This window comes from Streptomyces sp. HP-A2021, assembly GCF_022807935.1.
Taxonomy (GTDB): domain Bacteria; phylum Actinomycetota; class Actinomycetes; order Streptomycetales; family Streptomycetaceae; genus Streptomyces; species Streptomyces afghaniensis.
The window spans coordinates 760,313-786,577 of sequence record NZ_CP094344.1 but is presented as its reverse complement, the minus strand read 5'-3'; the positions used below and the strand labels follow the sequence as shown (position 1 = coordinate 786,577).

The 26,265-nt window shown below is 72.0% G+C and carries 25 protein-coding genes and 1 pseudogene; 17 read left to right on the top strand and 9 right to left on the bottom strand.

Features of this window, described 5'->3' with window-relative positions; all coding sequences use genetic code 11:
• The first annotated feature begins 1 nt into the window (after position 1).
• The 7 genes from MQE23_RS03765 to hypA all read left to right on the top strand — a co-directional run bounded on the left by MQE23_RS03765 (position 2) and on the right by hypA (position 4,915).
• On the top strand, positions 2 to 1,090 hold the full coding sequence (locus tag MQE23_RS03765; protein WP_020274691.1) for a hydrogenase small subunit: 1,089 nt from the start codon (positions 2 to 4) through the stop codon (positions 1,088 to 1,090).
• 64 nt (positions 1,091 to 1,154) lie between these two features.
• A complete protein-coding gene (locus tag MQE23_RS03760) occupies positions 1,155 to 2,948 on the top strand; it encodes a nickel-dependent hydrogenase large subunit (RefSeq protein ID WP_020274692.1) in 1,794 nt (597 codons plus the stop codon).
• On the top strand, positions 2,941 to 3,480 hold the full coding sequence (locus tag MQE23_RS03755; RefSeq protein WP_243378225.1) for a NifU family protein: 540 nt from the start codon (positions 2,941 to 2,943) through the stop codon (positions 3,478 to 3,480). The genes MQE23_RS03760 and MQE23_RS03755 overlap by 8 nt, the downstream gene beginning before the upstream one ends.
• Complete coding sequence (locus MQE23_RS03750; protein WP_243378224.1) at positions 3,477 to 4,073, top strand: DUF5947 family protein; 597 nt, start codon at positions 3,477 to 3,479, stop codon at positions 4,071 to 4,073. Before MQE23_RS03755 ends, MQE23_RS03750 begins: the two co-directional genes overlap by 4 nt.
• Positions 4,074 to 4,114: 41 nt before the next feature.
• A complete protein-coding gene (locus MQE23_RS03745) occupies positions 4,115 to 4,321 on the top strand; it encodes a hypothetical protein (protein WP_037671088.1) in 207 nt (68 codons plus the stop codon).
• 32 nt (positions 4,322 to 4,353) lie between these two features.
• Positions 4,354 to 4,551: a hypothetical protein gene (locus MQE23_RS03740; protein ID WP_037671091.1), complete on the top strand. Its 198-nt coding sequence runs from the start codon at positions 4,354 to 4,356 to the stop codon at positions 4,549 to 4,551.
• A gap of 7 nt (positions 4,552 to 4,558) precedes the next feature.
• Positions 4,559 to 4,915 (top strand): hydrogenase maturation nickel metallochaperone HypA, encoded by a 357-nt coding sequence (gene hypA, locus MQE23_RS03735; protein WP_020274697.1) that lies wholly within the window; start codon positions 4,559 to 4,561, stop codon positions 4,913 to 4,915.
• A 54-nt stretch (positions 4,916 to 4,969) separates the two neighbouring features.
• On the opposite strand, the gene hypE is transcribed toward hypA, so the two are convergent.
• The 7 genes and pseudogenes from hypE to MQE23_RS03700 all read right to left on the bottom strand — a co-directional run bounded on the left by hypE (position 4,970) and on the right by MQE23_RS03700 (position 12,870).
• Positions 4,970 to 6,040: a hydrogenase expression/formation protein HypE gene (hypE, locus tag MQE23_RS03730; protein ID WP_020274698.1), complete on the bottom strand. Its 1,071-nt coding sequence runs from the start codon at positions 6,038 to 6,040 to the stop codon at positions 4,970 to 4,972.
• Positions 6,033 to 7,175 (bottom strand): hydrogenase formation protein HypD, encoded by a 1,143-nt coding sequence (hypD, locus tag MQE23_RS03725; RefSeq protein WP_020274699.1) that lies wholly within the window; start codon positions 7,173 to 7,175, stop codon positions 6,033 to 6,035. Before hypD ends, hypE begins: the two co-directional genes overlap by 8 nt.
• On the bottom strand, positions 7,172 to 7,453 hold the full coding sequence (locus MQE23_RS03720) for a HypC/HybG/HupF family hydrogenase formation chaperone (protein WP_037671093.1): 282 nt from the start codon (positions 7,451 to 7,453) through the stop codon (positions 7,172 to 7,174). The genes hypD and MQE23_RS03720 overlap by 4 nt, the downstream gene beginning before the upstream one ends.
• Positions 7,454 to 7,456: 3 nt before the next feature.
• On the bottom strand, positions 7,457 to 9,769 hold the full coding sequence (hypF, locus tag MQE23_RS03715) for a carbamoyltransferase HypF (protein WP_243378223.1): 2,313 nt from the start codon (positions 9,767 to 9,769) through the stop codon (positions 7,457 to 7,459).
• The gene (hypB, locus tag MQE23_RS03710; RefSeq protein ID WP_037671097.1) at positions 9,766 to 10,503 is read right to left on the bottom strand and encodes a hydrogenase nickel incorporation protein HypB; all 738 of its coding nucleotides are present in this window, start codon (positions 10,501 to 10,503) and stop codon (positions 9,766 to 9,768) included. The genes hypF and hypB overlap by 4 nt, the downstream gene beginning before the upstream one ends.
• 41 nt (positions 10,504 to 10,544) lie before the next feature.
• Positions 10,545 to 11,128 (bottom strand): annotated as a pseudogene (locus MQE23_RS03705) (hydrogenase maturation protease); the annotation flags it as partial.
• The gene (locus MQE23_RS03700; RefSeq protein WP_037671100.1) at positions 11,125 to 12,870 is read right to left on the bottom strand and encodes an enoyl-CoA hydratase-related protein; all 1,746 of its coding nucleotides are present in this window, start codon (positions 12,868 to 12,870) and stop codon (positions 11,125 to 11,127) included. The pseudogene MQE23_RS03705 and the gene MQE23_RS03700, both read right to left, overlap by 4 nt.
• Before the next feature lie 324 nt (positions 12,871 to 13,194).
• On the opposite strand from MQE23_RS03700, the gene MQE23_RS03695 reads away from it, so the two are divergent.
• From MQE23_RS03695 to MQE23_RS03680, 4 genes are all read left to right on the top strand, one after another.
• Entirely contained in the window at positions 13,195 to 13,929 is a 735-nt protein-coding gene (locus MQE23_RS03695; protein WP_020274707.1) for a dienelactone hydrolase family protein, read from the top strand.
• 108 nt (positions 13,930 to 14,037) lie between these two features.
• Complete coding sequence (locus tag MQE23_RS03690; protein ID WP_037671102.1) at positions 14,038 to 15,072, top strand: LacI family DNA-binding transcriptional regulator; 1,035 nt, start codon at positions 14,038 to 14,040, stop codon at positions 15,070 to 15,072.
• A gap of 76 nt (positions 15,073 to 15,148) precedes the next feature.
• Positions 15,149 to 15,907 (top strand): IclR family transcriptional regulator, encoded by a 759-nt coding sequence (locus tag MQE23_RS03685; protein ID WP_037671105.1) that lies wholly within the window; start codon positions 15,149 to 15,151, stop codon positions 15,905 to 15,907.
• 115 nt (positions 15,908 to 16,022) lie between these two features.
• Positions 16,023 to 17,216: a PP2C family protein-serine/threonine phosphatase gene (locus tag MQE23_RS03680; protein ID WP_243378219.1), complete on the top strand. Its 1,194-nt coding sequence runs from the start codon at positions 16,023 to 16,025 to the stop codon at positions 17,214 to 17,216.
• Between the two features lie 8 nt (positions 17,217 to 17,224).
• Here the strand turns inward: MQE23_RS03680 and paaK are convergent, their stop codons facing one another.
• The gene (gene paaK, locus MQE23_RS03675; protein ID WP_243378218.1) at positions 17,225 to 18,577 is read right to left on the bottom strand and encodes a phenylacetate--CoA ligase PaaK; all 1,353 of its coding nucleotides are present in this window, start codon (positions 18,575 to 18,577) and stop codon (positions 17,225 to 17,227) included.
• A gap of 150 nt (positions 18,578 to 18,727) precedes the next feature.
• Here paaK and paaA point away from each other — a divergent pair, with 150 nt between their 5' ends.
• The 6 genes from paaA to MQE23_RS03645 all read left to right on the top strand — a co-directional run bounded on the left by paaA (position 18,728) and on the right by MQE23_RS03645 (position 24,422).
• Complete coding sequence (gene paaA / locus MQE23_RS03670) at positions 18,728 to 19,714, top strand: 1,2-phenylacetyl-CoA epoxidase subunit PaaA (RefSeq protein WP_020274712.1); 987 nt, start codon at positions 18,728 to 18,730, stop codon at positions 19,712 to 19,714.
• A complete protein-coding gene (paaB, locus tag MQE23_RS03665) occupies positions 19,711 to 20,004 on the top strand; it encodes a 1,2-phenylacetyl-CoA epoxidase subunit PaaB (protein WP_020274713.1) in 294 nt (97 codons plus the stop codon). The genes paaA and paaB overlap by 4 nt, the downstream gene beginning before the upstream one ends.
• Positions 20,005 to 20,013: 9 nt before the next feature.
• Positions 20,014 to 20,841 carry a 1,2-phenylacetyl-CoA epoxidase subunit PaaC gene (gene paaC, locus MQE23_RS03660; protein WP_243378216.1) on the top strand — a complete coding sequence of 276 codons (828 nt, stop codon included), beginning with the start codon at positions 20,014 to 20,016 and terminating at the stop codon, positions 20,839 to 20,841.
• Entirely contained in the window at positions 20,835 to 21,350 is a 516-nt protein-coding gene (gene paaD / locus MQE23_RS03655) for a 1,2-phenylacetyl-CoA epoxidase subunit PaaD (RefSeq protein ID WP_243378215.1), read from the top strand. The genes paaC and paaD overlap by 7 nt, the downstream gene beginning before the upstream one ends.
• Positions 21,351 to 21,361: 11 nt before the next feature.
• Entirely contained in the window at positions 21,362 to 22,465 is a 1,104-nt protein-coding gene (gene paaE, locus MQE23_RS03650) for a 1,2-phenylacetyl-CoA epoxidase subunit PaaE (protein WP_243382481.1), read from the top strand.
• Between the two features lie 199 nt (positions 22,466 to 22,664).
• On the top strand, positions 22,665 to 24,422 hold the full coding sequence (locus MQE23_RS03645) for an RICIN domain-containing protein (protein WP_128092681.1): 1,758 nt from the start codon (positions 22,665 to 22,667) through the stop codon (positions 24,420 to 24,422).
• A 3-nt stretch (positions 24,423 to 24,425) separates the two neighbouring features.
• Here MQE23_RS03645 and MQE23_RS03640 read toward each other — a convergent pair whose 3' ends face one another.
• Positions 24,426 to 26,048, bottom strand: coding sequence for a PucR family transcriptional regulator ligand-binding domain-containing protein (locus MQE23_RS03640; RefSeq protein ID WP_020276227.1), 1,623 nt, complete (start codon positions 26,046 to 26,048; stop codon positions 24,426 to 24,428).
• Positions 26,049 to 26,265: the final 217 nt, after the last annotated feature.

Below are 26,265 nucleotides of genomic sequence, written 5' to 3'. Positions count from 1 at the left end.
CATGACAACGCACAGCAGCACCACCGAAGTCAGCAAGGAACCCGACCGGTCCGAGGACCGGCAGGGCTTCGACGAGATCACCATCCTCTGGATCTCCGAGGGCATGAGCTGTGACGGCGACACCGTCTCCCTCACGGCCGCCGATCAGCCCTCCATCGAGGACCTGGTGCTCGGACTGATCCCGGGCCTGCCCAAGGTGAACCTCGTCAACAAGGTGCTCTCCCCGAGCCTGGGCGGCGAGGACTTCCTCGCCCCCTACCGGGCGGCCGTACGCGGCGAACTGGGCCCGTTCATCCTCGTCATCGAGGGCTCGGTCCCCAACCAGAACATCATCGAGGGCGACGGCTACTGGACGTCCTTCGGCAACGACCCGGAGACCGGCGAGCCGCAGCCCCTGAACTGGTGGATCGACCAACTGGCCCCCAAGGCCTGGGCGGTGGTCGCCGCCGGCACCTGCGCCACCTTCGGCGGCATCCACGCCATGTCCGGCAACCCGACCGGCTGCATGGGCCTGGCCGACTACCTGGGCTGGGACTTCACCTCCCAGGGCGGCCTGCCGATCGTCAACGTGCCCGGCTGCCCGATCCAGCCCGAGAACTTCATGGAGACCCTGGTCTGGGTCCTCTACCACGCGGCCGGCTCCGCGCCCCCGCCGCCGCTGGACCACATGCTGCGCCCGCAGTGGCTGTTCGGGAAGACGGTCCACGAGGGCTGCGACCGCGGCTCGTACTACGAGCAGGCCAGCTTCGCCAAGGACTACAACTCTCCCAAGTGCCTGGTCAAGACGGGCTGCTGGGGTCCGGTCGTCAACTGCAACGTACCCAAGCGCGGCTGGATGGCCGGCATCGGCGGCTGCCCCAACGTCGGCGGCATCTGCATCGGCTGCACGATGCCCGGCTTCCCCGACGCGTTCATGCCGTTCATGGACGAACCCCCCGGCGGAACCCTGTCCTCCCTGGTCATCAAGCCGTACGGGGCCGTCATCCGCCGCCTGCGCGGCATGACCAACGAGCTGGTCAACCACGAGCCCAGGTGGCGCCACAACAAGCGCAAGCTGACCAGCGGCTACGACCCGCGCTGGCGCCCCTGATGCCGGGCGTGAAGCCCTCCACCACCCACCCCCACACCACCGACAGCGAGGGGCAGTACCGCAGATGACCACCACCGAGGCCCGGCCCACCGAGCGCAAACCACCCCAGCTCGTGGACATGTCCTGGGATCCCATCACCCGGATCATCGGGAACCTGGGCATCTACACGAAGATCGACTTCGCCAACCGGGAAGTCGTGGAATGCCACAGCACCTCGTCGCTCTTCCGCGGCTACTCGGTGTTCATGAAGGGCAAGGACCCGCGCGACGCGGGCTTCATCACGTCCCGGATCTGCGGCATCTGCGGCGACAACCACACCACCTGCTCCGACTACGCCCAGCAGATGGCCTACGGCGTCAAGCCGCCCCCGCTGGCCGAGCACATCGTCAACCTCGGCGAAGCCGCCGAGTACATGTTCGACCACACGATCTTCCAGGACAACCTGGTCTTCGTGGACTTCTGCGAGGCGATGGTCAAGGCCACCAACCCCGGTGTGCTGGCCCGCGCCGAACGCACCGCGGCGCCCCGCGGCGACATCCACGGCTACCGCACCATCGCCGACATCATGAAGGCCTTCAACCCCTTCGAAGGTGAGGTCTACAAGGAGGCCCTGAAGGTCAGCCGGGTCACCCGCGAGATGTTCTGCCTGATGGAGGGGCGGCACGTCCACCCGTCCACGCTGTACCCGGGCGGCGTCGGCACGATGCCGCAGCCGACCGCCTTCACCGACTACCTCAGCCGCCTCATGCGGGTCATCGACTTCGTGAAGAAGGCCGTCGCCATGAACGACGACGTCTTCGACTTCTTCTACGAGGCACTGCCCGGCTACGAGGAGGTCGGCCGCCGCCGCGTCCTGCTGGGCTGCTGGGGCGCCTTCCAGGACCCCAAGGTCGTCGACTACCGCTACGAGTCGATGAACACCTGGGGCAAGGCGATGTACGTCACCCCGGGCATCGTCGTCGACGGCGAACTGGTCACCAACAACCTCGTCGACATCAACCTCGGCCTGCGGATCATGCTGGGCAGCTCGTACTACGAGGACTGGGTCAACGAGGATCCCTTCGTCACCCACGACCCGCTCGGCAACCCCGTCGACATGCGCCACCCCTGGAACCAGACCACCGTCCCGGTGCCGCAGAAGCGCGACTTCGACGACAAGTACAGCTGGGTGATGAGCCCCCGCTGGTACGACCAGCGCACCGGCGACCACCTCGCCCTGGACACCGGCGGAGGCCCGCTGGCCCGCCTGTGGACGACCGCGCTGAGCGGCCTGGTCGACACCCCGTACGTCAAGTCCACCGGCCACAGCGTGCGCATCTCCCTGCCCAAGGGCGAGTCCCTGCCGGAGACGACCCTGGAGTGGCGCATCCCGCGGTGGAGCAACACCATCGAACGCGACCGCGCCCGGCCGTACTTCGTCGCCTACGCCGCCGCCATGGCCCTGCAGTTCCTCGAAGAGGCCATGGGGATGGTGCGCGCGGGCGAGACCAAGGTGTTCGAGAACTACGAGGTCCCCGATGAGGCGATCGGCTGCGGCTTCCACGAGGCGGTGCGCGGCGTCCTCTCCCACCACCTGGTGATCAAGGACAAGAAGATCGCCAACTACCACCCGTACCCGCCCACCCCGTGGAACGCCAGCCCCCGTGACATGTACGGCACCCCCGGCCCGTACGAGGACGCCGTCCAGGGTCAGCCCATCTTCGAGGAGAACGGTCCGGACGACTTCAAGGGCGTCGACATCATGCGCACGGTCCGCAGCTTCGACCCCTGCCTGCCGTGCGGCGTTCACATGTACGTCGGCAAGGGCAAGACGCTCACCACCCTGCACTCGCCGACGTACGGGGCGAACCATGGCTGAGGCCGTGGGCACGCGGCTGGCCGACCCGGACGTCGAGGCCCGGCTCGCCCGGCTCGACGAGGTACTGGAAGGCCTCGAACCCCTGCCCGGCGCGGCCACGGAGGCGGTCCGGCTGCTGACCGAAATCTACGGCGAGGCGCTGGCCCGCGTCCTGGACCAGGCGGACGAACAGCTCGCGGAACGCCTGGCTGACGACGAGCTGCTGGGCCACCTGCTGGTGCTGCACGACATCCACCCCGAGCCCCCCGAGCGCCGGGCGGCCCGCGCGGTCGAACGGCTGCGGCCCGCCGTACGGGAACGGGGCGGGGACGTGGAATGGGCCGGTGTGGAAGGCGAGATCGGCCGGGTGCGTCTGAAGACGGGCGGCGGCTGCGGCTCCGGCTGCGGCGGTGGAGGCTCCGAGGTCACCGACGCGGTCCGGGAGGCGGTGCTCGCCGTCGCTCCCGAGCTGGCGGCGGTGGAGCCCCTGCCGAGCACACCGGCTCCCGCGTTCGTACCCCTGACCACACTGACGCACCGAGGCGCACGGTGACCACCGACGGGGCACTCGCCCGCCTCATCCGCTCCTCGGCCGACCGCACGACGGCGGCCGGGGCGGAGGGGTGCGACCTGTGCGCCGCGCCCGTCGCCGACGAGCACGCCCACCTCTACGACACCGGGCAGGAGGAGGTGCGCTGCGTCTGCGGCCCCTGCTCGGTGCTGTTCGCCGGTGCCGGGGCGGGCGACGGGCACTACCGGCTCGTGCCCCGGCGCCGGGTCCGGCTGCCCAAGGTCGACACGGCCGTGCTGGGCGTACCCGTCGGCCTGGTCTTCTTCGTGCCCCGGACGGACGGCACGGTCACCGCGCAGGGCCCGAGCCCGGCGGGGGCCATGCGGTGGGAGGTGGACGCGACGGCCTGGCAGGAGCTGGCCGGGACGTGTCCGCAGCTCGCCGGCGTGCAACCCGACGTGGAGGCCCTGCTGGTGAACACCGTCCACGGCCTCGACCACCACTGGATCGTGCCGGTCGACGACTGCTACCGGATGGTCGCCCTCGTACGCCGGGAGTGGCGCGGCCTGTCCGGCGGAGGCCAGGTCTGGCCGGCCGTCGAGCGGTTCTTCAAGGACCTCACCGAGCGGCCATGAACACGCACTCCGCAAGCCGGAGGCGAGGAAGGAGAACACCCATGGGCAGCATCAGAGTGGGCCGTGCCCAGGCGAAGCCCGACACGCCCGGACACGTCGCCGGCATGCACCAGGGCAACAAGGGACGGTACGACGAGCAGAAGGGACACCACGAGGACGGCACCGCGGACGCGCGCCGCTCCACGGGGATCCACTGGAAGCGGCATGACACCCTCGCCGAGACCATGCCGAACATCTCGCCGGGATGAGAGCCGTGATGAGAGAGCAGGGAGTCGCCGCAATGAAGGTCCGACGAGTACGCAGACCCGTCACGCGCAGGCGAGGCGGGATGAGCGGACAGCGGGTGCTGAAGGCCGAGGTCGCCCTGGTGGGCGGTGTGGCCCTGGCACTGTTGTGCTGGGAGATTCCCAGCCTGAGGCGGGAGATGCGGCTCTGGCGGATGGCCGGCGGTTTCCGCGCCGGGCACCGCTACCCGTGAGCCGGCCGTGCACGAACTGTCCATCGCGACCGCGATCATCGAGCGGGCCGACGAGCTGGCCCGGGCGGACGGGACGGACACCGTCTCGGCGGTGACCGTCCGGGTCGGCGAGCTGGCGGGCGTCGTCCCCGACGCCCTGGACTTCGCCTTCGAGGTGGCCCGCGACGGCACAGCCCTGGCCGGGGCCCGGCTCGTGGTCGAGCAGGTCCCCGCGCAGGCCTGGTGCGGTCCGTGCGCCGAGGAGTTCCCGGTGGGCATGCCCCCGTTCTTCTGGTGCCCGCGCTGCGACCAGCCCTCCAGCGACCTGCGCAGCGGCCGGGAACTGGAGATCACAGGGATCGAGCCGTCACCGGCCCCGGCATAGCGTGAGCGGGCCCCGCCGAGCAGCTCGGCGGGGCCCACCCACGTCCGGAGCGGATCAGCAGATACGCGGCAACTGCTCGCCGAGCGGCAGATCCACCACCCGCGTGCCGCCGAGGCCGGTGGCGGCCACGACCATGCCCGGATGATCGGCGACGCACTCGCCGATCAGCGTGGCCCCGGCACCCTGCGGGTGGTCGCGCATCGCCGCGAGGACCTCGTCCGCCGCCGAGCGGGGCACGAAGGCGACGAGCCGGCCCTCGTTGGCGACGTAGAGAGGGTCGATCCCGAGGAACCCGCAGGCGTTCGCCACCGCGTCCGGCACCGGAACGGCACGCTCCTGAAGCCGGACCCCGGTCCCCGAGGCACGGGCGATCTCGTTGAGGGACGCCGCCAGGCCGCCCCTGGTGGGGTCGCGCAGCACATGGATGTCGGAGGTGACGGCCAGCATCGACGCCACCAGATCCGCTAGGGGCGCGGTGTCGCTGGCGACCTCGACCCCGAACTCCAGCCCTTCCCGCACACTCATGATCGCCACCCCGTGCAGGCCGATCGGCCCGCTGACGATCACGGCGTCCCCGGGTCGCGCACGCTGGGGCCGGATGTCCACCCCGTCCGGGACGAGCCCGACACCGGCGGTGGTGACGTACACACCATCGCCGTGCCCGGACTCCACCACCTTGGTGTCACCCGTGGCGATGGTGACCCCCGCTGTCTCGGCCGCCGCGCCCATCGCGCGGGCGATCCGCTCCACAACGGTCAGCTCGACGCCTTCCTCCAGCACGAACGCGGCGGAGAGATACGCGGGCCGCGCACCGCTCATCGCCAGGTCGTTGACGGTGCCGTTGACCGCGAGGTCGCCCAGGCTGCCGCCGGGGAAGAACAGCGGCCGGACGACGTAGGAGTCGGTGGAGAAGGCCAGTCGCGCGCCGCCGAGTTCGAGGACGGCCGAGTCGGCGAGACCGGCGAGGGTGGCGTTGCCGTAGGCGGGGGTGAAGACCTGCTCCATCAGTTCCGCCGACAGGGCTCCGCCACCGCCGTGTCCCATCACCACGACACCCTGGTCGCGCAGCGGGGCGGGGCAGGTCCAGTTGGCCGGGTCGACCACTTCGGCGAGTTGCTCAGGCAACGGGAGCCACCCCTTCCTGCGTGGCCCGGCCGGCCGGCGGCGTCGGGGCGTTCATCCGGCGGTACAGGTAATAGGCCGCGCAGGCGCCCTCGCTGGAGACCATGGTGGCGCCGAGCGGGGTGCGCGGGGTGCAGGTGGTGCCGAACGCGGCGCACTCCGTCGGCTTGATCAGCCCCTGGAGCACCTCACCGCTGCGGCACTCCGCGGGTTCCTCCGTACGGATCCCGGTGACGTCGAAGCGGTGCTCGGCGTCGTACGCCCGGAATGCGTCGCGCAGCCGCCAGCCACTGGCCGGGATCCGCCCGATGCCGCGCCAGGACCGGTCGGTGACCTCGAACACCTCCTCGATCATGCGCACGGCGGCCGGATTGCCCTCCTCGCGCACGGCGCGCGGATACGCGTTCTCCACCCGGTGTTCGCCACGCTCCAGCTGGCGGACCGCCCGGCGGATGCCCTCCAGGATGTCCAGCGGCTCGAACCCGGTCACCACCATCGGCACACCGAACCGCTCGGCCAGCTCCGGGTACTCCGCCGTGCCCATCACGCTGCACACGTGCCCGGCGGCCAGGAAACCCTGCACCCGGCAGGCCGGGGCCGTCATGATCGCCTCGACGGCCGGGGGCACCCGCACATGCGACACCAGCAGGCTGAAGTTGCTCAGACCCAGCCTGCGCGCCTGGTGCACGGCCATCGCGTTGGCCGGGGCCGTGGTCTCGAAGCCGATCGCGAAGAACACCACCTCCCGGTCGGGGTGGCGGCGGGCCAGCTCCAGGGCGTCGAGCGGTGAGTAGACCACACGGACGTCGCCGCCCTCGCCCTTGACCCGGAACAGGTCGCGGCCGGTGCCCGGCACCCGGAGCATGTCGCCGAAGGAACAGAAGATCACCCCGGGCCGTGAGGCGATCTCCAGCGCCTTGTCGATGACCTCCAGCGGTGTGACGCAGACGGGGCAGCCGGGGCCGTGGATCAACTCCACCTGCTCGGGAAGCAGTTGGTCGATGCCGTGCCGGATGATCGAGTGGGTCTGCCCGCCGCACACCTCCATCAGGGCCCACGGCCGGGTCGCGGTGGCCCGGATCTCGTCCAGCAGCCGCCGGGCCAGCTCCGGGTCGTTGAACTCGTCGATGTACTTCACGCCGTTCCCGCCTCCTTCGCCGCCTGCTCCCAGGCGTCGCCGAACTCCTCCTCCAACAGCCCCAGTTCCTCGAACAGCTTCAGCGAGGCCAGGGCCGACTCCTCGTCCAGGCGCTGGAGCGCGAAGCCGACGTGCACGATGACGTACTCGCCCACCCGCACCTCGGGCACGTACTCCAGACACGCCTGTTTCTGCACTCCGCCGAAGTCGATCAGCCCGGTGAGCGGATCCGCGCTGTCGTCGATGGCCACGACCTTGCCGGGCACTGCCAAACACATGGGTCACTCCTCCTGTCGTAGGTGCGCCGCGACCACCAGCTGGCCGAGGGCCAATCCGCCGTCGTTCGGGGGGACTTCGCCGTGGCGGAGCACCGCGAATCCGTCGCCGGTCAGGAGTCGCGTGCACTCCTCGTCCAGCAGCGCGTTGGCGAAGACCCCGCCGCTGAGGGCGACGGTGGCCAGGCCGGTGTCCCGGCGTACACGCCGGCAGATCTCCGCGACGGCCCGCGCCACACCGCGATGGAAGCGGGCGGCGAGCACGGGGGCGGGGGTGCCCCGCCGCAGATCGGCGACCAGTGCGCTGAGCACGGGCGCCGGGTCGAGATCGCCGGCGAAGGCGTACGCCGAGGTCTCGGCGTCCCAGGCCGCAGCGGCCGCGGCCTCCAGCTCCAGGGCGGCCTGGGCCTCGTACCCCGCGCGATGGCACACGCCGACGAGCGACGACACCGCGTCGAAGAGCCGGCCCATGCTGGAGGTCGCCACACAGGCCAGGCCGCGCTCCAACTGCCTGTGAAGCAGCGCAAGTTCATCGGATGCGCAGGCCTTTACGCAGGGCAGGGTCGCGTCCCACGGCAGCCCCGCCGCCCACAGCCGGGCCAGCGCCAGGCGGCAGGGGTTGGCCACGCCCGCGTCGCCGCCGGGCAGCGGGGCGGGGGCCAGGTGGGCGTAGCGCCGGAAGCCGCGGTAGTCGGCGAGCAGGATCTCGCCGCCCCAGACGGTGCCGTCGTCGCCGTAGCCGGTGCCGTCGAAGGCGACGCCGATCACGGGTGCGGTGCCGTCGAGGCCGTGCTCGGCCATCGTGGAGGCGATGTGCGCGTGGTGGTGCTGGACCAGCACCGGGGCGTGCCCGGCCAGTCGGGCGGCCCACCTCGCCGAGTGGTATCCGGGGTGCCGGTCCGCGGCGACGACTTCGGGGGCGACGCCGGTCAGGCACCGCATGTGAGCCTCCGCCCGCCGGGCCGCCTCCAGGGTGGTCAGATCGCCCATGTCGCCGATGTGCGGGCCGAACCAGGCGTGGTCGCCCTCGCCGAGGCACAGGGCGTTCTTCAGATCGCCGCCCACGGCGAGCGCGGGCCGCACCGGGACCGGCAGCCGCAACGGGCGGGGCACATACCCCCGGGACCGGCGCAGCACCTGCTCGGTGCCGTCGGGGCGCACCCGCAGCAGGGAGTCGTCACAGGGCGAGGCGATGGGCCGGTCGTGGGTGAGCCACGCGTCGGCCAGCCCGGCGAGCCGGACCAGTGCCTCGTCGTCGTCCGTGACGATCGGTTCGCCGGAACGGTTGCCGCTGGTCATGACCAGCACGCGCGGTCCCGGCGGATCGCCGGGCAGGCCGAACAGCAGGGTGTGCAGGGGCGTGTAGGGCAGCATGACGCCGAGGTGGGGGCTGCCGGGACACACGCCGGGCGCGAGGCCCGCCCGGCCCGCCCGTCGGCGGAGCAGGACGATGGGGCGCCGGGGGCTGGCGAGGGCGGCCAGTTCGGGCGCGGAGAGCACGGCGATCCGCCGGACGGTGTCCAGGTCCGCGCACATCACCGCGAACGGCTTGCCGCCGCGTGCCTTGCGGCTGCGCAGCGTCTCGACGGCCCGCGCGTCGGACGCGTCGCACGCCAGGTGGTAGCCGCCGAGGCCCTTGACGGCGACGATCCGCCCGGCGGCCAGCAATGCACGTGCCGTCACCAGGGGGTCGGCGTCCCGCGCCGGGCCGACATCGCTGCCGGCGGCGGGCACCAAGCGCAGCCGCGGACCGCAGCCGGGGCAGGCCACGGGCTGGGCGTGGAAGCGGCGGTCGAGGGGATCGCCGTACTCCCGGGCGCAGTCGGAGCACATCGGGAAGCCGGTCATGGTGGTGACCGCCCGGTCGTACGGCATGCCCGTGGCGATGGTGAAGCGGGGCCCGCAGTGGGTGCAGGTGACGAACGGGTGCCGGTGCCGGCGGCCGGCCGGATCGGCCAGGTCCCGCAGACAGTCCGCGCAGGTCGCCGTGTCGGGCGGGAGATGGGTGCGGCCGGGGGAGTCGTCGGTGGCACGGATGGCGAAGCTGTCGTCGGCGCCGCTGACGGGGAGGTCCTCGACCCCGGCGTCCGTGACGGCGGCCAACGGCGGAGGCTCGGTCGCCAGCCGGTCGCAGAAGTCGGCGACACGGTCCGGCGGGCCCTCCACCTCGATGAGGACCCCGTTCGCCGTGTTGCTCACGAATCCCGTGAGCGAGAGACCGGTGGCCAGGCGGTGCACGAAGGGGCGGAACCCCACGCCCTGTACGGTGCCGCGCACGGTGACGCGGCGGCGCACCGCCTGTGTGACGGGCGCTGTCACGGGACGAGGCCGGCTTCGGCGTCCTCATGGGTGTGGGTGTGCGGGCGGGGCGCCAGCGGAGGCCGGTGCGCCGGGGCCCCGTCCCGTACGGCGAGCACCCGCTCCAGAAGAGCGTCGACGCCGGCGCCGGTGCGGGCGCAGGACCGCAGCACCTCCACCCCGGGATTGACCCGCTGGACATGAGTGTCGAAGGCCGTCTCGTCGAACCCGGCGGGTCCGGCCAGGTCCGTCTTGGTCAGCACCACCAGATGGGCGGACCCGAAGGCCGTGGGGTACTTCAGCGGCTTGTCCTCGCCCTCCGTCACCGCCATCAGTACGATCCGCAGGCTCTCACCGAGGTCGTAGGCCGCGGGGCAGACCAGGTTGCCGACGTTCTCCACGAACAGCAGAGAGGTGGCCTCAGGCAGCCAGCTCTCCACATGGCCGCGCAACTGCCGCGCCTCCAGATGGCACAGCCCGTCCGTCAGCAGCTGCTTCACCGGGGCTCCCGAACGGGCCAGCCGGTCGGCGTCGTTCTCGGTCGCCAGGTCGGCGGTGAGCGCGGCCACCGGAAGGTCCCGCTCCACCGCCCTGGCGAGCACCCGCCCGAGCAGCTCCGTCTTGCCGCTGCCCGGGCTGGACAGCAGATTGACCACGCTCACCCCGCGCCGGGTCAGCTCGTCGCGCAGGCCCGCGGCCAGACCGTCGTTCTTCGCCAGCACGGCCTGAGTGACCTCGTCCACGGAATCGCACATGGGCGCCGCTCCTCGCGGTCGGTGGGGAAACTCGTCCGCTCCCGATCCTCGGCGCCGTCGCTCACGGTGCCCGGCAGCCCGGCGGGGACAGGACGGGGGATTCGTCCGGGCGGCTCAACGGGGGCGTGGCCGCGGGGTCCGCCAGCAGCACCGGAACCATGGCGTGCAGGGCCGTGACGGCCCGCCCCACCGCTTCGCGCACCGTCGCGCTGACACCCGGGGCGATGTCCTCGCCGGCGGGTGCCCGCAGCTCCGGCTCGCAGGCCAGGACGAGGACGCGCGGGAGCGGTTCGTCACCCAGGTGGGCGGCCAGGGCGAGGACCTTCGCCGGGTCCATGCCGTGCGCCTCGGGCGGGGCGCCGGCCGTGGCGCGGCCGGGCAGGTCCGGCTCGATCAGCGACAGGGTGCCCGGCTCGTGTCCCCGTGCGGCCGCGTCGACCAGGACGGCCGTGTCGTAGCCGTCGAGCAGCGCGTACGCCAGGTCCAGGCCGCGGATGCCGAAGTCCCGTACCCGCACCTCGGGCGGCAGCGGACGCTGCTCCAGGGCGCGGATCACCTCGGGGCCGAAGGCGTCGTCCGCGAGGAAGATGTTGCCGACGCCCGCCACGAGCAGCCGTGCACTCATCCCGCGCCTCCGTGGGCCAGCGGCCGGGCCGAGCCGGTCGGGTTCTTGCGCACGAAGGCGGACCGCAGCTCGTGGTAGGGGGCCTGCGGATCGAAGAAGACGGCGCGCATGCGGGCGAGTTCGCTCCGCCGGTATTCGGCGAGGGGGCGCTGGAGCTCGTCCGCGTGCCGTGCCGTGGCTTTGGCGGTGATCCGGCGTGCCAGATCCGGGTCGCCGGCCACCTCGGCAGCCAGGCGCTCGACCTCCCCGGTGAACTCCTGGGAAGGGACCGGCACCAGACGATCCACCAGCCCGATCCGCTCGGCCGTCGCGGCGCTCACCGGCAAGGCCTCGCTCGTCAGCCGCTCGGCCGTCTCGGCGCCCACACGGCGCGGCAGCGAGTACGTCCAGTACTCCGATCCGTACAGGCCCATGTTCCGGTAGTGCGGGTTGAGGACGCTGCCCGTGCGGCACCAGACCTCGTCGGCGGCCAGGGCCAGCATGACACCGCCGGCCGCCGCGTTGCCGCCGAGCGCCGCCACCACCAGCCGGTCGGTGGTGCGCAGCACGGCCTCGACCAGGTCGTTCATGGCGACGAGGTTGGTCCAGGACTCGCCCGCCGGGTCGCTCGACGCCTCGATGACGTTGAGGTGGATGCCGTTGGAGAAGAAGTCCCGGGCGCCGCCGAGCACCAGCACCGAGGTGGAGCGGGTGAGCGCGTACCGGTAGGCGGCGAGCAGCCTGCGGCAGTGGTTGGTGCTCATCGCCCCGCTCGGGAACGAGAAGAACAGGAAGCCGATGTCGTCCCGCTGCCGGTAGCGGATGTCGGACCACGTGGTGCGGTTCGGCGGCAGTTCGAGCGGGACGGCGATCTCCGGCAGCCAGTACGGGCGGTCGTTCGAACCCGGCATGCCCGGGCCGCTGCCGGGCGGGGCCGGGAAGGAGGCGAGGACCGAGGCCGCCGGGCGGCGGAAGGGAGCCGGGTCGCCGGAGTTCTTGCGGGGGCGCAGTTCCGGGATCCACACCGCGCCGTCCCGGGTGGCCCGGCAGAGAGCGCCGGACCGGGTCGCGAGCAGCTCTCCCGGCTGTCCGCGCAGCCGGTCCTCGGGATGCCCGCCGTGCAGGAACACCTCCCGGCCGCAGAGTTCGTCCAGGACGCCCGGCTGCGAGTCGGCCCCGCGGAGCTTGCGCAGCACCGTCGCCGTGCTGTCGTTCTCCCAGTCGATCCGCCGCTGCTCCTGGCGGAAGAAGTCCCGCCACACCACACGGGTCCCGGGATCGCTCTGCGGCCGTGGCTTGAACGATCCGTCGGCGTACCGCCGCACGGCCAGCAGCACGGCGGCCACGGCGGCGTCGGACACCTCGCCCCGGTACACGTCGCCCTTGCCGGCCGGGGGCACCGGGAAGGACCCGTCCGCCCAGATGTCCCCGGCGTCCATCGCCGCCTCGGCCTGGAGCACCGTCACGCCCCACTCGGACGCCTCCTCGGCGATCGCCCAGTCCAGCGAGGACGGGCCCCGGTCGCCGGGCGGCCCCGGGTGTACGACCAGACAGGTGTGCTCCTGCCACACGTCCTCCGGCAGGGCCGACTTGAGCATCGGGGCGACGATCAGTTCCGGGCGCACCTCGCGTACGGCGGCCCGGACGGCGTCGGGCCCGTGGGAGGCGAGGACGACGTCCACGCGGTGCCCGTGGTCCGACAGTTCCGCGTACACACGCTGGGAAAGGCTGTTGAACGCGCTGGCGACGAGCAAGATGTCCATGACATCGCATGGTCGCCGGTCAGGGGAGGCCCGAGAAGGACCACGGCGGCGTTTCGCCGGTCTTCCCGGGCCCCTTGCTCCATCCGGATCGCCCGCTGTCCGTTCTCGACGGCCGGGCAGGCTTCTGGCCGGTGGGCTAGGCTGTGCGGCCATGAATACCGGGACGGCATCGCGCCACACACGGATCGGTGACCCGGTGCTCCTCTGAGCGCCGTACGGGCCGGTGCGGGCCCGCTGTTCGACCGAGGACCATGTGCTGCTGCGCGGGCTCCACCTCCGTCGTGTTGATCACAGACCGACACATCAACCACGACAGGAGAATTCATGCCCACCGAGATGCTGCAGATTCCCACCACGGACGGCCGGGCCGACGCCTTCGCCGCCTTCCCCGACCACGGCGAGCGGCACCCTGGGGTGCTGATGTACGCGGACGGCTTCGGTATCCGCCCCGTGCTGCGGGAGATGGCACGCGAACTGGCCGGGCACGGGTACTACGTGCTCGTCCCCAACCCCTTCTACCGGCACGGCGCGGCACCGGTGATCGACCTGCCCGAGCACATCGGAGAAGAGGTCAGGCCCGCGCTCATGGCCCAGGTGATGCCCTTGATCGAGGAGCACACCGCCGAACGTGTCCTGAGCGACGCCGACGCCTACCTGAGGTTCCTCACCACCCGGCCCGAGGTCGGCGCCGGACCGGTCGCGGTGACCGGCTACTGCATAGGCGGCCTCCTCGCGACCCGCACCGCCGCGGCGCACCCCGGCCAAGTGGCCGCCGTCGCCGCATTCCACGGCCCCGTCGGCGCGGACGGGCCCGAAGCCCTCGCCGGGATCACCGCCCAGGTCCACTTCGGCCACGCCGAAAGCGACCTGACACCCGAGGCCCTCGGCGAGCTGAACCAGGCCCTGGACGCCGCCGGTGTCCGCTACACCTCCGAGATCTACCCCGGCACCGTCCACGGCTTCACCATGTCCGACACCGACGCCTTCGACCCCGCCGGCCTGCAGCGCCACTGGGACCGCCTGCTCCCCCTCTTCGACCGCGCCCTGGCCGACAGCTGAGGCTCCGGTGACGGACTGAGCGCACGCCCCGCTTCTTGACGCGGCCCGTTTCACTGCGTACGCATGACTGCGCAGTCCGGCAGGACATCAGGACCCAGGGAGAGACGCATGACGCGAGGGGCAGGACGGGCCGGCGGCACCGCGCCGCGCAGCGTGGACGTGGCCCGGCTGGCCGGCGTCTCGCAGAAGACGGTGTCGAGGGTCCTCAACGGGGAGCGGTACGTCTCCGACGAGGTGCGCCGGCGGGTGCTGGAAGCGGCCGGGGAACTCGGCTACCGGCTGAACAGCGCGGCCAGGGCACTGGCCTCCGGGCGGACCCGCTCCATCGGCGTGGTCACGCTCGGGACCGCCCTCTACGGGCCCGCCTCGCTCCTGATCGGCGTCGAGCGGGCCGCGCGGGACGCGGGATACGCGCTGCGGGTGGTCAACACCCTGGAAGGCGACCCGGGAGGTGTCGTCGGCGCCGTGGAGTCGCTGCTGGAGCAGGGCGTGGACGGCATCGTCGTCTCCGAGCCCATCGACGAGGGAACGGTCTCCCTCAGTGTCGACGTGCCGGTTCTCGTCCTCGGAGCGCCGGTGGTGTTCGGCGGCACCCGGACCGTCGCCGCGGGCGTCGGCGCCGAACTCCTCGCCCGCACGGCCACCGAACACCTGCTGGACCTCGGCCACAGGACGGTCCACCACCTCGCGGGCCCCGAACGGTGGTTCGCCGCCCGGGACCGCCGGGAGGGCTGGCGCAGCGCCCTCACCGCGCGGGGCACGGAGCAGCCGGCCGTGCTCGTCGGCGACTGGTCGGCCGCGTCGGGCCACGAGGCGGGCCGCGCCCTCGCCGCCGACGGTGACGTCACCGCCGTGTTCGCCGCCAACGACGACATGGCCATCGGTGTGATCCGCGCCCTGACGGAGGCCGGGCGGCGCGTGCCGGACGACGTCAGCGTGGTCGGCTTCGACGACGTCCCCGTCGCCGCGTACGTGACCCCACCGCTGACCACGGTGCGCCAGCCGTTCGACGCCGTGGCGCGAGAGGGACTCCGGCTCCTGGTGCAGGCCATCGAGCAGCCGGACACGCAACTGCCACCGGCGAACGACCCCCCGGTCGAACTCGTGGTCCGCGCCTCGACCGCGCCTCCTGCGCCCCGGTAGCCGCCGGGCGGCAGCCGGCGTCGGTCGGGGCGGCGGCCGTCTCGTCCCTGCCCTGCCCGCGCCGTACCCTGGTCCTATGGGTGCGCAAGAAGGCCCTACGCTCATCAGCTCCGTCCAGCGGGCCATGCGGCTGCTGGAGGCGGTGAGCGCGCACCAGAACGGCGCGCCGGCCAAGCAACTGGCGCGTGAGACCGGCCTGCCTCTGGCCACCGCCTATCACCTGCTGCGGACACTGGTGCACGACGGCTACGTGCGGAAGCTGGACGACGGTGGGTTCGTCCTCGGCGACAAGCTGCACAACCTCCAGACCACGGGCCGTGCGCAGGCGCTGCTCAGCCGCGTCCGGCCCACGCTCGCCGCGCTGCGGGACGAGCTCGCGACCCCCGCCTATCTCACCTTCTACGAGGAGGGTGAGATCCGGGTCGCCGAGATCGTCGACGGTCCCGGGACGCCCCGCGTCGATCTCTGGGTGGGCTTCGAGGACGCGGGACACGCGACCGCCCTCGGCAAGTCCGTGCTCAGGGAACTGGACGAGGAGGCCCGCAAGGACTACCTCTCCCGCCACCACCTCGCCGACCTCACCCCGCGGACGATCACCAGCCCCCCGGAACTGCTCCGGCGGCTGGCCACCTCACCCCTGGCCCCGGCCGTCACGGACCTGGAGGAGTACGCCCTCGGCACGGTGTGCGTCGCCGTCCCGGTCTACAGCGGGGACACACTCGGCTCCCTCGGCGTCTCACTGCCCGCGAGCCGGCTCTCCCGACTGCCGGAGATCAGCAATCGCCTGCTCCCGACCGCGAGCCGCGTGACCCGCAGCCTCTCGCTCACTATCTGAAAATCCGCTCCTTGCCGGTGCCCCAGCTCACCCCGTTTTCTGGATGAAACAGACATTTCCGGGGCGCTTCCCCAGCCCGGCGCCCCACTCACAGGCGAGGACCACGGATACCGACATGAGCCACCCCCGAGACCTTGGTGACGACCACTGGGCCGTACGGCCGTTCAGCAACCGAGTGGCCGGTGCCGGGAACTCGGCGCGCAGACGTCTCGTCGCGCAGCTGGCCGCCGGTACGCCCGTCCTGCCGGTACTGATCGTCACCGTCATCGTGCTCGTCGACCTCGCCGGCGGAGCCGGGATGATCTGGCTGCCCCTGCTGGCGGCCGGTCCCGCCCTCGCTGCCACGACCAACGGCCCGCGCGGAGTCCTCTGGGTAGGCCTGCTCGCCGTCGTGTCCTGCCTGACTCTCGGCATCCAGGACGGTATGCCGGACCGGGAACTGGCCGCCGTGCTGTCGGCCCTGACGGCCGTCACCCTCGCGAGCGGCCTGGCCGGCGTGCTGCGGGTGCGCCGGGAGCGGGTGCTCGCGGCCGTCCGTTCGGTCGCGGAGACCGCCCAGCACGCGCTGCTCAAGCCCGTGCCGTCGACCGTCGGACCGTTCCAGGCGGCCGTCCGCTACAGCGCCGCGGCGGCCGAGGCCCGCATCGGCGGGGACCTCTACGCCCTGATACCCACACCGCACGGGGTGCGGCTGATCGTCGGGGATGTGCGGGGCAAGGGGCTGCCCGCCGTGGGGACGGCCGCGCTGGTGCTCGGTGTCTTCCGCGAGGCCGCCCACGACGAGCCCGACCTCCTCGCCGTGGTCGACAGGATCGAGCGGAGTCTGGCGCGCAACCTCGGTCACGACGACTTCGTCACCGCCGTGGTCGCCGGATACCCGCGCGACGGGCACCTGGAGGTGGTGAACTGCGGGCACGCGCCGCCGCTGCTGGTGCGCTCCTGCGGGAGCGTCACACCGGTGGAGCCCGCTCATCCGTCCCCGCCCCTCGGGCTGCGCGCCCTCGCCGGTCACGGGCCCAGCCTCCATGAGCTCCCCTTCACCGACGGCGACCAGCTGCTGCTCTACACCGACGGGGTCACCGAAGCCCGGGACCACGGGCGGGCCTTCTATCAGCTCGCCGAAGGACTGGAGCGGCACGTGTCCCACGAGCCGTCCCGCACCCTCGGCGCGCTCCACGACGAACTGCTGGCCCATGTCGGCGGCCGGCTGCACGACGACGCGGCCCTGCTCCTGATCCGCAAACCGGCAGCGTCCGAAACCGGCACGCCGGAGAGGGTGACCGCTGCCGAGGCGCGGAGCTGCCTGTGAGGGCAGGATCACCGCTCGCCGCGCAGGTCCTTGACCCGGCGGAGCTTGCCGAGGGAGCGCTCCAGGGTCTCCGGTTCGACGATCGACACGTCGACGGTCACGCCGACTCCGTCCTTGACGCCCTTGGCGATCGCGCGGGCGGCGGCGTCGCGCAGGCCGGCGGGCGTGCCGGGGCGGGTTTCGACGCGGACGGTCATGTGGTCCATCCGGTCGCGCCGGGACAGCTCGATCTGGAAGTGCGGGGCGACGCCGGGCGTGCGCAGGACGATCTCCTCGATCTGGCTGGGGAAGACGTTCACCCCACGCAGGATGATCATGTCGTCGCAACGGCCGGTGATCTTCTCGATGCGGCGGAAGGCGGGCCGGGCCGTGCCGGGCAGCAGCCGGGTCAGGTCGCGGGTGCGGTAGCGGACGACCGGCAGGGCTTCCTTGGTGAGGGAGGTGAAGACCAGTTCGCCCTCCTCGCCGTCGGGCAGCACCTCGCCGGTGAGCGGGTCGACGACCTCGGGGTAGAAGTGGTCCTCCCACACGTGCAGGCCGTCCTTGGTCTCCACGCACTCCTGGGCCACGCCGGGGCCGATGACCTCGGACAGGCCGTATATGTCGACGGCGTGGAGGTCCATCCGCTCCTCGATCTCGCGGCGCATCTCCTCCGTCCACGGCTCGGCACCGAAGATCCCGACCTTCAGTGAGGTGGAGCGGGGGTCGACGCCCTGACGCTCGAACTCGTCGAGGAGGGTGAGCATGTAGGACGGGGTGACCATGATGATCTCGGGCTGGAAGTCCTGCATGATCTGCACCTGGCGTGCGGTCATGCCTCCTGAGGCGGGGATGACGGTGCACCCGGCCCGCTCGGCCCCGTAGTGTGCGCCGAGGCCGCCGGTGAACAGGCCGTAGCCGTAGGAGATGTGCACCTTGTGCCCGGGGCGCCCGCCGGCGGCGCGGATCGAGCGGGCGACCAGGTCGGCCCACATGGACAGGTCGTTCTCCGTGTAGCCGACGACCGTGGGGCGGCCGGTGGTGCCGCTGGAGGCGTGGACGCGGCGGACCTGGTCCATGGGGACGGCGAACATGCCGAACGGATAGGTGTCGCGCAGATCCGCCTTGGTCGTGAAGGGGAAGCGCGACAGGTCCGCCAAGGTCCGGCAGTCGTCGGGCGTGACACCGGCCTGGTCGAACTTCTTCCGGTACGTCTTCACGTTGTCGTAGGCGTGGCGCAGGCTCCGGCGCAGCCGGTCGAGCTGGAGCTCGCGCAGTCCCTCGCGCGTCAGGCGTTCAGCGTCATCCAGCAGGTCGTGGGGGAGAGGTTCGCCCCGCCGCTGTCCAGCCGCCGTGTCAGCTGTACGTCTCACTTCACGCACCACCTTGTAACCCGACCGACCATTCGGTTAGCTTCGGCGCTGCCAAGTAATCCAGCCGCCTCGAGGCCTGTCAAGGATCAGGGGCTTACCAAGGCGCGCGGGGTCGTTCTATGATGGACCGAACGAATGGTCGGTTGGGAAGTGGGACGGATGGACACGACACACTCCAGCCCCGCGGGGTCGGGCGGCACCGAGCCGGTTCTCCAGGAGCACTTCGACGCGACGATCGCGCGGGACCGGCGGATCGAGCCGCGAGACTGGATGCCGGAGGGCTACCGGAAGACACTCGTCCGGCAGATCGCGCAGCACGCGCACTCGGAGATCATCGGCATGCAGCCGGAGGGCGAGTGGATCACGCGCGCGCCATCGCTGCGCCGCAAGGCCATTCTGTTCGCGAAGGTCCAGGACGAGGCCGGGCACGGGCTCTATCTGTACTCGGCGGCGGAGACGCTGGGCGCCGACCGCGCGGATCTGACCGAGCGGCTGATCGAGGGCCGCCAGAAGTACTCGTCGATCTTCAACTACCCCACGCTGTCCTTCGCGGACGTCGGGGTGATCGGCTGGTTCGTGGACGGGGCGGCGATCTGCAACCAGGTGCCGCTGTGCCGGTCGTCGTACGGGCCGTATGCGCGGGCGATGGTGCGGATCTGCAAGGAGGAGTCGTTCCATCAGCGGCAGGGCTACGAGCTGCTGATGACGATGATGCGCGGCACCGAGGAGCAGCGGGAGATGGTGCAGGACGCGGTGGACCGCTGGTGGTGGCCGTCGCTGATGATGTTCGGCCCGCCGGACGACGCCTCGCCCAACTCGGCGCAGTCGATGGCCTGGAAGATCAAGCGGCACAGCAACGACGAGCTGCGTCAGCGGTTCGTCGACATGACCGTCCCGCAGGCCGAGAAGCTCGGGGTGACGCTGCCCGACCCGGAGCTGCGCTGGAACGAGGAGCGCGGGCACCACGACTTCGGTACCCCGGACTGGGACGAGCTGATGCGGGTCATCAAGGGCGACGGCCCGTGCAACGCCCAGCGGATGGAGCGGCGCCGGACGGCCCACGAGGAGGGCGCCTGGGTGCGTGAGGCGGCCACCGCACACGCGGCCAAGCAGGCCGTACGCGCGGAGAAGGGAGCGGTGGCATGACCGACGGGAAGCAGAACTGGCCGCTGTACGAGGTGTTCGTGCGCGGCAAGCGCGGGCTGAACCACGTCCACGTGGGCTCGCTGCACGCCGCCGACGACCGCATGGCGCTCACGCACGCCCGTGACCTGTACACGCGGCGCAACGAGGGCGTGAGCATCTGGGTGGTGCGCTCCGAGCACATCGCCGCCTCGACCCGCGACGAGAAGGACCCGTTCTTCGAGCCCAGCGCGGACAAGGTCTACCGGCATCCGACCTTCTACGACATCCCCGACGACGTCCCGCACATCTGAGGAGAGGGCATGAGCGACGACCACGTCTACATGACCCTCGCCGAGGGACACGAGGACGACACCCGCTGGGCGTACGGCACCGGCTTCGAGGACCCCCTGCACGGCGTCGACACCGCCGTCCCCGACGGTGTGGACGCCGGGGAACTGGCCGACCTCTGCGTCACCCTGGCCGACGACGCCCTGGTCTCCGCCCAGCGGCTGGCCGAGTGGACCACCCGGGCGCCCGAGCTGGAGGAGGAGGTGGCGCTGGCCAACATCGGGCTCGATCTGCTCGGCCAGGCCCGCCTGCTGTACTCCCGCGCGGGCCAGGTCGACGGGACCGGGCGCGGCGAGGACGCCTACGCCTACTTCCGCGACGCCGGCGAGTTCCGCAACGTACGCCTGGCCGAAGTGCCCAACGGCGACTTCGCGTTCTCGATCGTGCGGCTGCTCGTGTTCGCAAGCTGGCGCCTCGCGCACTTCGAGCGGCTCACCGCCCACCGCGACCCGGTGCTCGCGGCGATCGCCGCCAAGGGTGTGAAGGAACTGGCCTACCACCGGCAGTACGCGGCCGAGTGGGTGGTCCGGCTGGGCGACGGCACCGAGGAATCCCACCGCCGGACACGCAAGGCGCTGGAGCAGGTGGCGCCCTACCTGGGCGAGTTGTTCACGGTGTTCGACGCGCGGGACGAGGTCGTCGCCGTCCTGCGCCAGGTCACCGAGGCGGCCGGGCTGCCCATGCCCGTCTACCGGCCGCTGCCCGGCTCGGGCCGCACCGGGGAGCACACCGAGCATCTCGCCCCGCTGCTGGCCGAGTTGCAGGGCGTGGCCCGCGCCCACCCGGAGGCGACATGGTGACGACGACCCTGGACGTGCGACGGGCCCGGCGCGTTGCCGAGCAGGTGCCCGACCCCGAACTGCCCATGCTCACGCTCGCCGACCTCGGAGTGCTGCGCGAGGTGTCCCTGGACTCGGACGGGACGGTGGTCGCGAGCCTGACCCCGACCTATTCGGGCTGCCCGGCCATGGCGGAGATGCGCGCCGGCGTGGCCGCCCGGCTCAAGGACGCCGGCTACGCGCGCGTGGAGATCCGCACCGTCCTCGACCCGCCGTGGACCAGCGACTGGATCACGCCGCAAGGCCGCCGCAAGCTCGCCGAACACGGCATCGCCCCGCCCGGGGCCGCGCCCGCGCGCGCCGCCGGACCGGTCCCGCTCGTGCTGGCGCCGATCCGCCGCTCCGTGGCCTGCCCCCGCTGCGGCAGCGCGGACACCGAGGAGACCTCCCGCTTCGCCGCCACGTCCTGCAAGGCGCTGTGGCGCTGCCTCGCCTGCCGCGAGCCGTTCGAGTACGTCAAGGAGATCTGATGGAGGACCTGATGCAGCCGGCCCCCGCCCCGGCGCCGCGCCCGCGAGCCCGCCGGCGTCCGGTCTTCCACCCCCTGCGGGTCTCCGCCGTGCAGCCGCTGTGCGAGGACGCGGTGGCCGTCAGTTTCGACATCCCGGCCGAGCTGGCCGAGGAGTTCGCCTTCGCGCCCGGCCAGTCGCTCACCCTGCGGCGCGAGGTCGACGGCCGCGACGAGCGCCGCTCGTACTCGATCTGCTCACCCGCCGGCACGGCACCGCGCATCGGTGTCCGGGTCGTACCCGGCGGCCTGTTCTCCTCCTGGCTGGTGCACGAGGTGCGCCCCGGCGACACCGTCGAGGTGATGGCCCCCACCGGCGCCTTCACGCCCGACCTCACCACCCCCGGCCACCACGTGCTCATCGCGGCCGGCTCCGGCATCACGCCCATGGTCTCCATCGCCGAGTCCGTCCTGGCCACCGACGACCGCTCGACCGTCACCCTTCTCTACGGCAACCGCCGCACCGGCACGGTGATGTTCGCCGACGACCTGGCCGACCTGAAGGACCTCTACCCGACGCGGTTCCAGCTCGCCCACGTCCTCTCCCGTGAGCCCCGCGAGGCCGAGGTGCTCTCCGGCCGTCTCGACGCCGCCCGGCTGTCGGCACTCGTCGACGCGCTGGTCGACGTGGAGTCCGCCGACCACTGGTGGCTGTGCGGGCCGCACGGCATGGTCCGCGCCGCCCAAGAGGTCCTGTCCGGCCTCGGTGTGCCGGGCGACCGCGTCCACCAGGAGCTGTTCTACGCCGACGACGAACCCGTACGCGAGGTCCACCACGCCGAGGCAGGCCCCTCCGGCCCGGTCAGCCAGGTCACCGTCACTCTCGACGGCCGCTCCACCACCTCCGCCCTGCCCCGCGAGCGGACCATCCTGGAAGGCGCCCAGCAGACCCGCCCCGACCTGCCGTTCGCCTGCAAGGGCGGGGTCTGCGGCACCTGCCGCGCCCTGGTCACCGACGGCAAGGCCGACATGCGCCGCAACTTCGCCCTCGAACCGGCCGAGGTCGACGCGGGCTACGTCCTCACCTGCCAGTCGTTCCCGGTCTCCGACGCGCTGACGGTGGACTTCGACACCTGAGCCTGGGTCAGGTCGCCCGCAGAAACCCGCACCCGGCAGATCGCGCCGGGGTCTTGACCGCGGCGCGACATCGCCCACAGACTCCCCTCTGACTGCGCAGTCATACGACGACGCCGAAGGTGGAGGGGCCATGTACGGAGGAAGACCGGCCACGGTGCTGGGCAGCTTCATCGCGGCTGCAGCGCTGCTGGCGATACCCATGGCCACCGCGCAGGCCTACAACCCGACCGGCGGCATCGTGTACCGGCTCGGGGACGAGCCGTGCCTGAAGGGCCGGGGCAACTGCGCCGTCTACCCCAAGTCGGCGCAGCTGCCCGGCGGACGGCTGGTCGCGTCGTTCGAGAAGGCCACCGTCGTACCGCAGTCGGGCAGCGCCGACGGGGAGACGCTGCCGGTCTACAAGAGCGATGACCACGGCACGTCGTGGCAGCCGCTGTCGGAGGTCAGGGCTCCGGCGTACCTCTCCCGGGACCCGAAGTACGCGAAGTACACGAGCAACTGGACCAATCCGTACCTGTACGTGCTCCCCCAATCGGTCGGGAAGCTGAAGAAGGGCACGCTGCTGCTCGCGAGCGTCGTGTCGGGCGACGACCAGTACTACCTGGAGCACAAGGCAGCCGACCCGGACTGGACGCCGTCCAACGACGGGGACCGCGAGGACCTGGCGATCGCGCTGTACTCCAGCACGGACGAGGGCCGATCTTGGAAGGTCGTCGACGTCATCGCGACCGGCGGCTGGCAGGGCGGCAGCGCGGGCGCGGTCGGCAGGAACGTCGCCGCAGCGAACACGCACCGGCAGGTGGACCCCCTCTGGGAGCCGTACCTGATGGTCCACAAGGGCCGGCTCGTCTGCTACTACTCCGACGAGAACGACTACCTCGGCTTCGACCCGGTCACCGGCGTGCCCATACCGGACCCCGCGAACGACACCGCCCCGGACTCGCACGGCCAGATCCTCGTCCACAAGACCTGGGACGGACGCGCCGCCCGGTGGAGCGAGCCCGTCGTGGACGTCGCGGGGCACACCCAGGACATGGGCGGCGGCAAGACGGAGATCGGCGGCGGGCGCCCGGGCATGACGAACGTCGTGCGGACCTCGGACGGCAAGTGGCTGCTCACCTTCGAGTACTGGGGCGGCGGAGCCAACACCAGGTACGTGCTCGCCGACGACCCGCTGGTCTTCCACCGCGGCACTCCCACCGGAGAGGGCGTCACCTCCCTGCCGGCCGACGCCGGTTCCCGTCCCCTCGCCACCGGCGGCAGCCCGGTCGTCATCCGGCTCCCCGACGGGCGCCTGGTCTACAACGCGGCCGGCAGCGGCAACGTCTGGGTCAACGACAGCGGACGCAGCGACGGTGTGTGGAAGGAGTACCAGACGACCTCGCGGGCCGGCTACAGCCGCAACCTCCAGTACGTCGCCGGTACCGGCCGCATCGTGATCCTCAACAACCAGGACACGTCGGTGATCGCCCACGCCGAAGTCGACCTCGGCCACTCGGAGGGGCCGTACTACCGGTTGGTGAACCGCAAGACCGGTCAGGTCATCGGCACCGGCGGCAAGACCAACGACGCCAGCATCGGCAACGGTGACGTCCCCGACGTCCGCCTGGAGGACGCCGGCGCGGCCACGGACAAGGACACCCAGTACTGGCACGTGGTGACCCGGCCGCAGGGCGGTACGACCCTGCTGAACAAGTCGGGCGGCCGGGCGGCGGCGATCTGGACCGGGACCGCTTCCGCCGGGCAGCGCATCGGCCAGTGGGTCGACGACAACTCCGCCGGCACCTGGAACGTCATCAGGACCGACGACGGCTCCTACAGGTTCCAGGCGGCCAAGAACCCGGACCTGTACCTGACCGGTGCGTCCCGAGGGGCGCCGCTCACCCTCCAGAACGAGGCCGCGGACGGTTCCCAGGAATGGCGGCTGGTCCGACAGGCGGGGCCCCGGCCGGACTGATGCTCACCCTGCGCGCAGCACGCGCAACGCCGTGAGCGCCACGTGGAGTTCGGTGCGCCGTTCGCCGGATTCGAGGTCGGTGTCGAGGAGGCGTTCGATGGTGCGCAGACGCTGGTACATGGTCTCCCTGGACAGGCCGCCGCGGCGCGCCGCGGTGGTCTTGTTGCCGGCGGCGTCGAGGTAGTGGCCCAGCGTCGTCAGCAGATCCGTGCCGTGCCGGGTGTCGTGGTCGATGAGCCGGCCGAGCCGCCGTTCGGTGTAGTCCTGGACGCGGGTGTCCTCGCGCAGCGCGTACAGCAGGCGGCGCAGGTCGATGTCCGGCAGCTCGTGGAAGGAGCGGTCGGGGGGAAGGGGCTGGCCGGGCGGGGTGGCCTCTATGACGCGGGCCGCCTCCCGGAAGGAACGGGGGATGTCGGCGAGGTCCGCCACCTCCGAGCCGACACTCACGAGCGCCTGCGGGGACAGCCCCAGCGCGGTGCGGCTCAGGCGCTCGGCCACCGGACGCCAGGGCTGGGCGGCGCGCAGGGCCGGCAGGACACCCAGGCGGCCGGGGGAGAGCTCCCCGACGAGGGCCGGGATTCCCGCCGACCTGAGCTCCCGGTGCAGTCGGGACTCCGGCTCGGTGCCCGACGCACCGGGGCCCAGGTCGACGAGGAGCGCCAGGTATCGGCTGTCCTCGGTGGGCAGGCCCAGCGCGGCGCAGCGGGCACGGGCGTCCGCGGGGGAGTGGTGGCGCTGTTCCGCCAGTTCCCGCAGGGCGTTGCGGTGGGCCGTGTGTTCCCAAGGAGTGGCGTGGATGAGGCGGGCGACGGTCAGCGCCATCGCCGTCCTCTCCAGGACGGTGACGTGCTCCGGCCCGAAGGCCGGCCCGTCGTCGGGAGCCCGGAGCATGGCCAGACGGCCCCAGCGTTCCCCCTGGTAGGAGACCGGCGCGGTGAGCCAGCCCTCCGGGCCGCCCACCTCGGTGTGGTCGCCGGGCTCGGTGGCCCGGGAGCGCTGTTCCCAGCCGGTGAGCGCCTCCTGCACCGTGCTCCCCGACGGCTCGCAGATCAGTGCCTGGTGCGCCAGGTTCTCCAGGACGACCGTGCGGCCGCTCATCTCCGCCGCCGCGCGCACCACGTCCTCCGGCCCCGCGCCGCGCAGCGTCAGCGCGGTGAACGCCTCGTGGATCCGCTGGGTCCGGCGCATCGCCTCGGCCTGGTTGCCGAGGATGAGCGCGTGGACGACCTGGGTGACCTCCAGGAAGTTGACGTCCCGGGCGAGAGTGACCAGCGGGAGCCCCCGGGCGCGGCAGGCCTGGACGAGGGCGTCGGGCGGACGGTGGTAGCGCCGTACCAGCTCGATGACCAGGGCGGCCGCTCCCACCTCGGTCAGTTCGTCGACGTACCGGCGGACCCCCGCGGCGTCCTCGGGCAGCGGCATGCCCGTCGTCAGGACCAGCTCCCCGCCCTTGAGGAAGGACGCCGGATCCGTCAGCTCGGTGATGTGCACCCAGCGCACCGGCCGGTCCAGAGACGCCAGCCCGGTGACGACCTGGGGCTGTCCGGCGGCCAGGACGGGCAGGGCCAGCACGTCGGCGACGGTCGGCGCGCGACCGGCCGGGGCCTTCGGGTCGTTCTCGTTCACGGTGACTCCCTGCTCGCCCGGTCACTCTGACAAGCGGCACTGACCTGCGCAAGAGCTGTCCACGGCAGGGGCGGGCGGGACCCGAGGGGCTGGGAGGTTGACACAACGTCCGAACAACGCGTTCCGGCTGGACAGATCACGCGTTGTCGCCCCTCGCGGTGGCTTGGATGCTCGGTTACCGGAGCTGAGCCAAGCAACCACACCTCGACGCACGGCC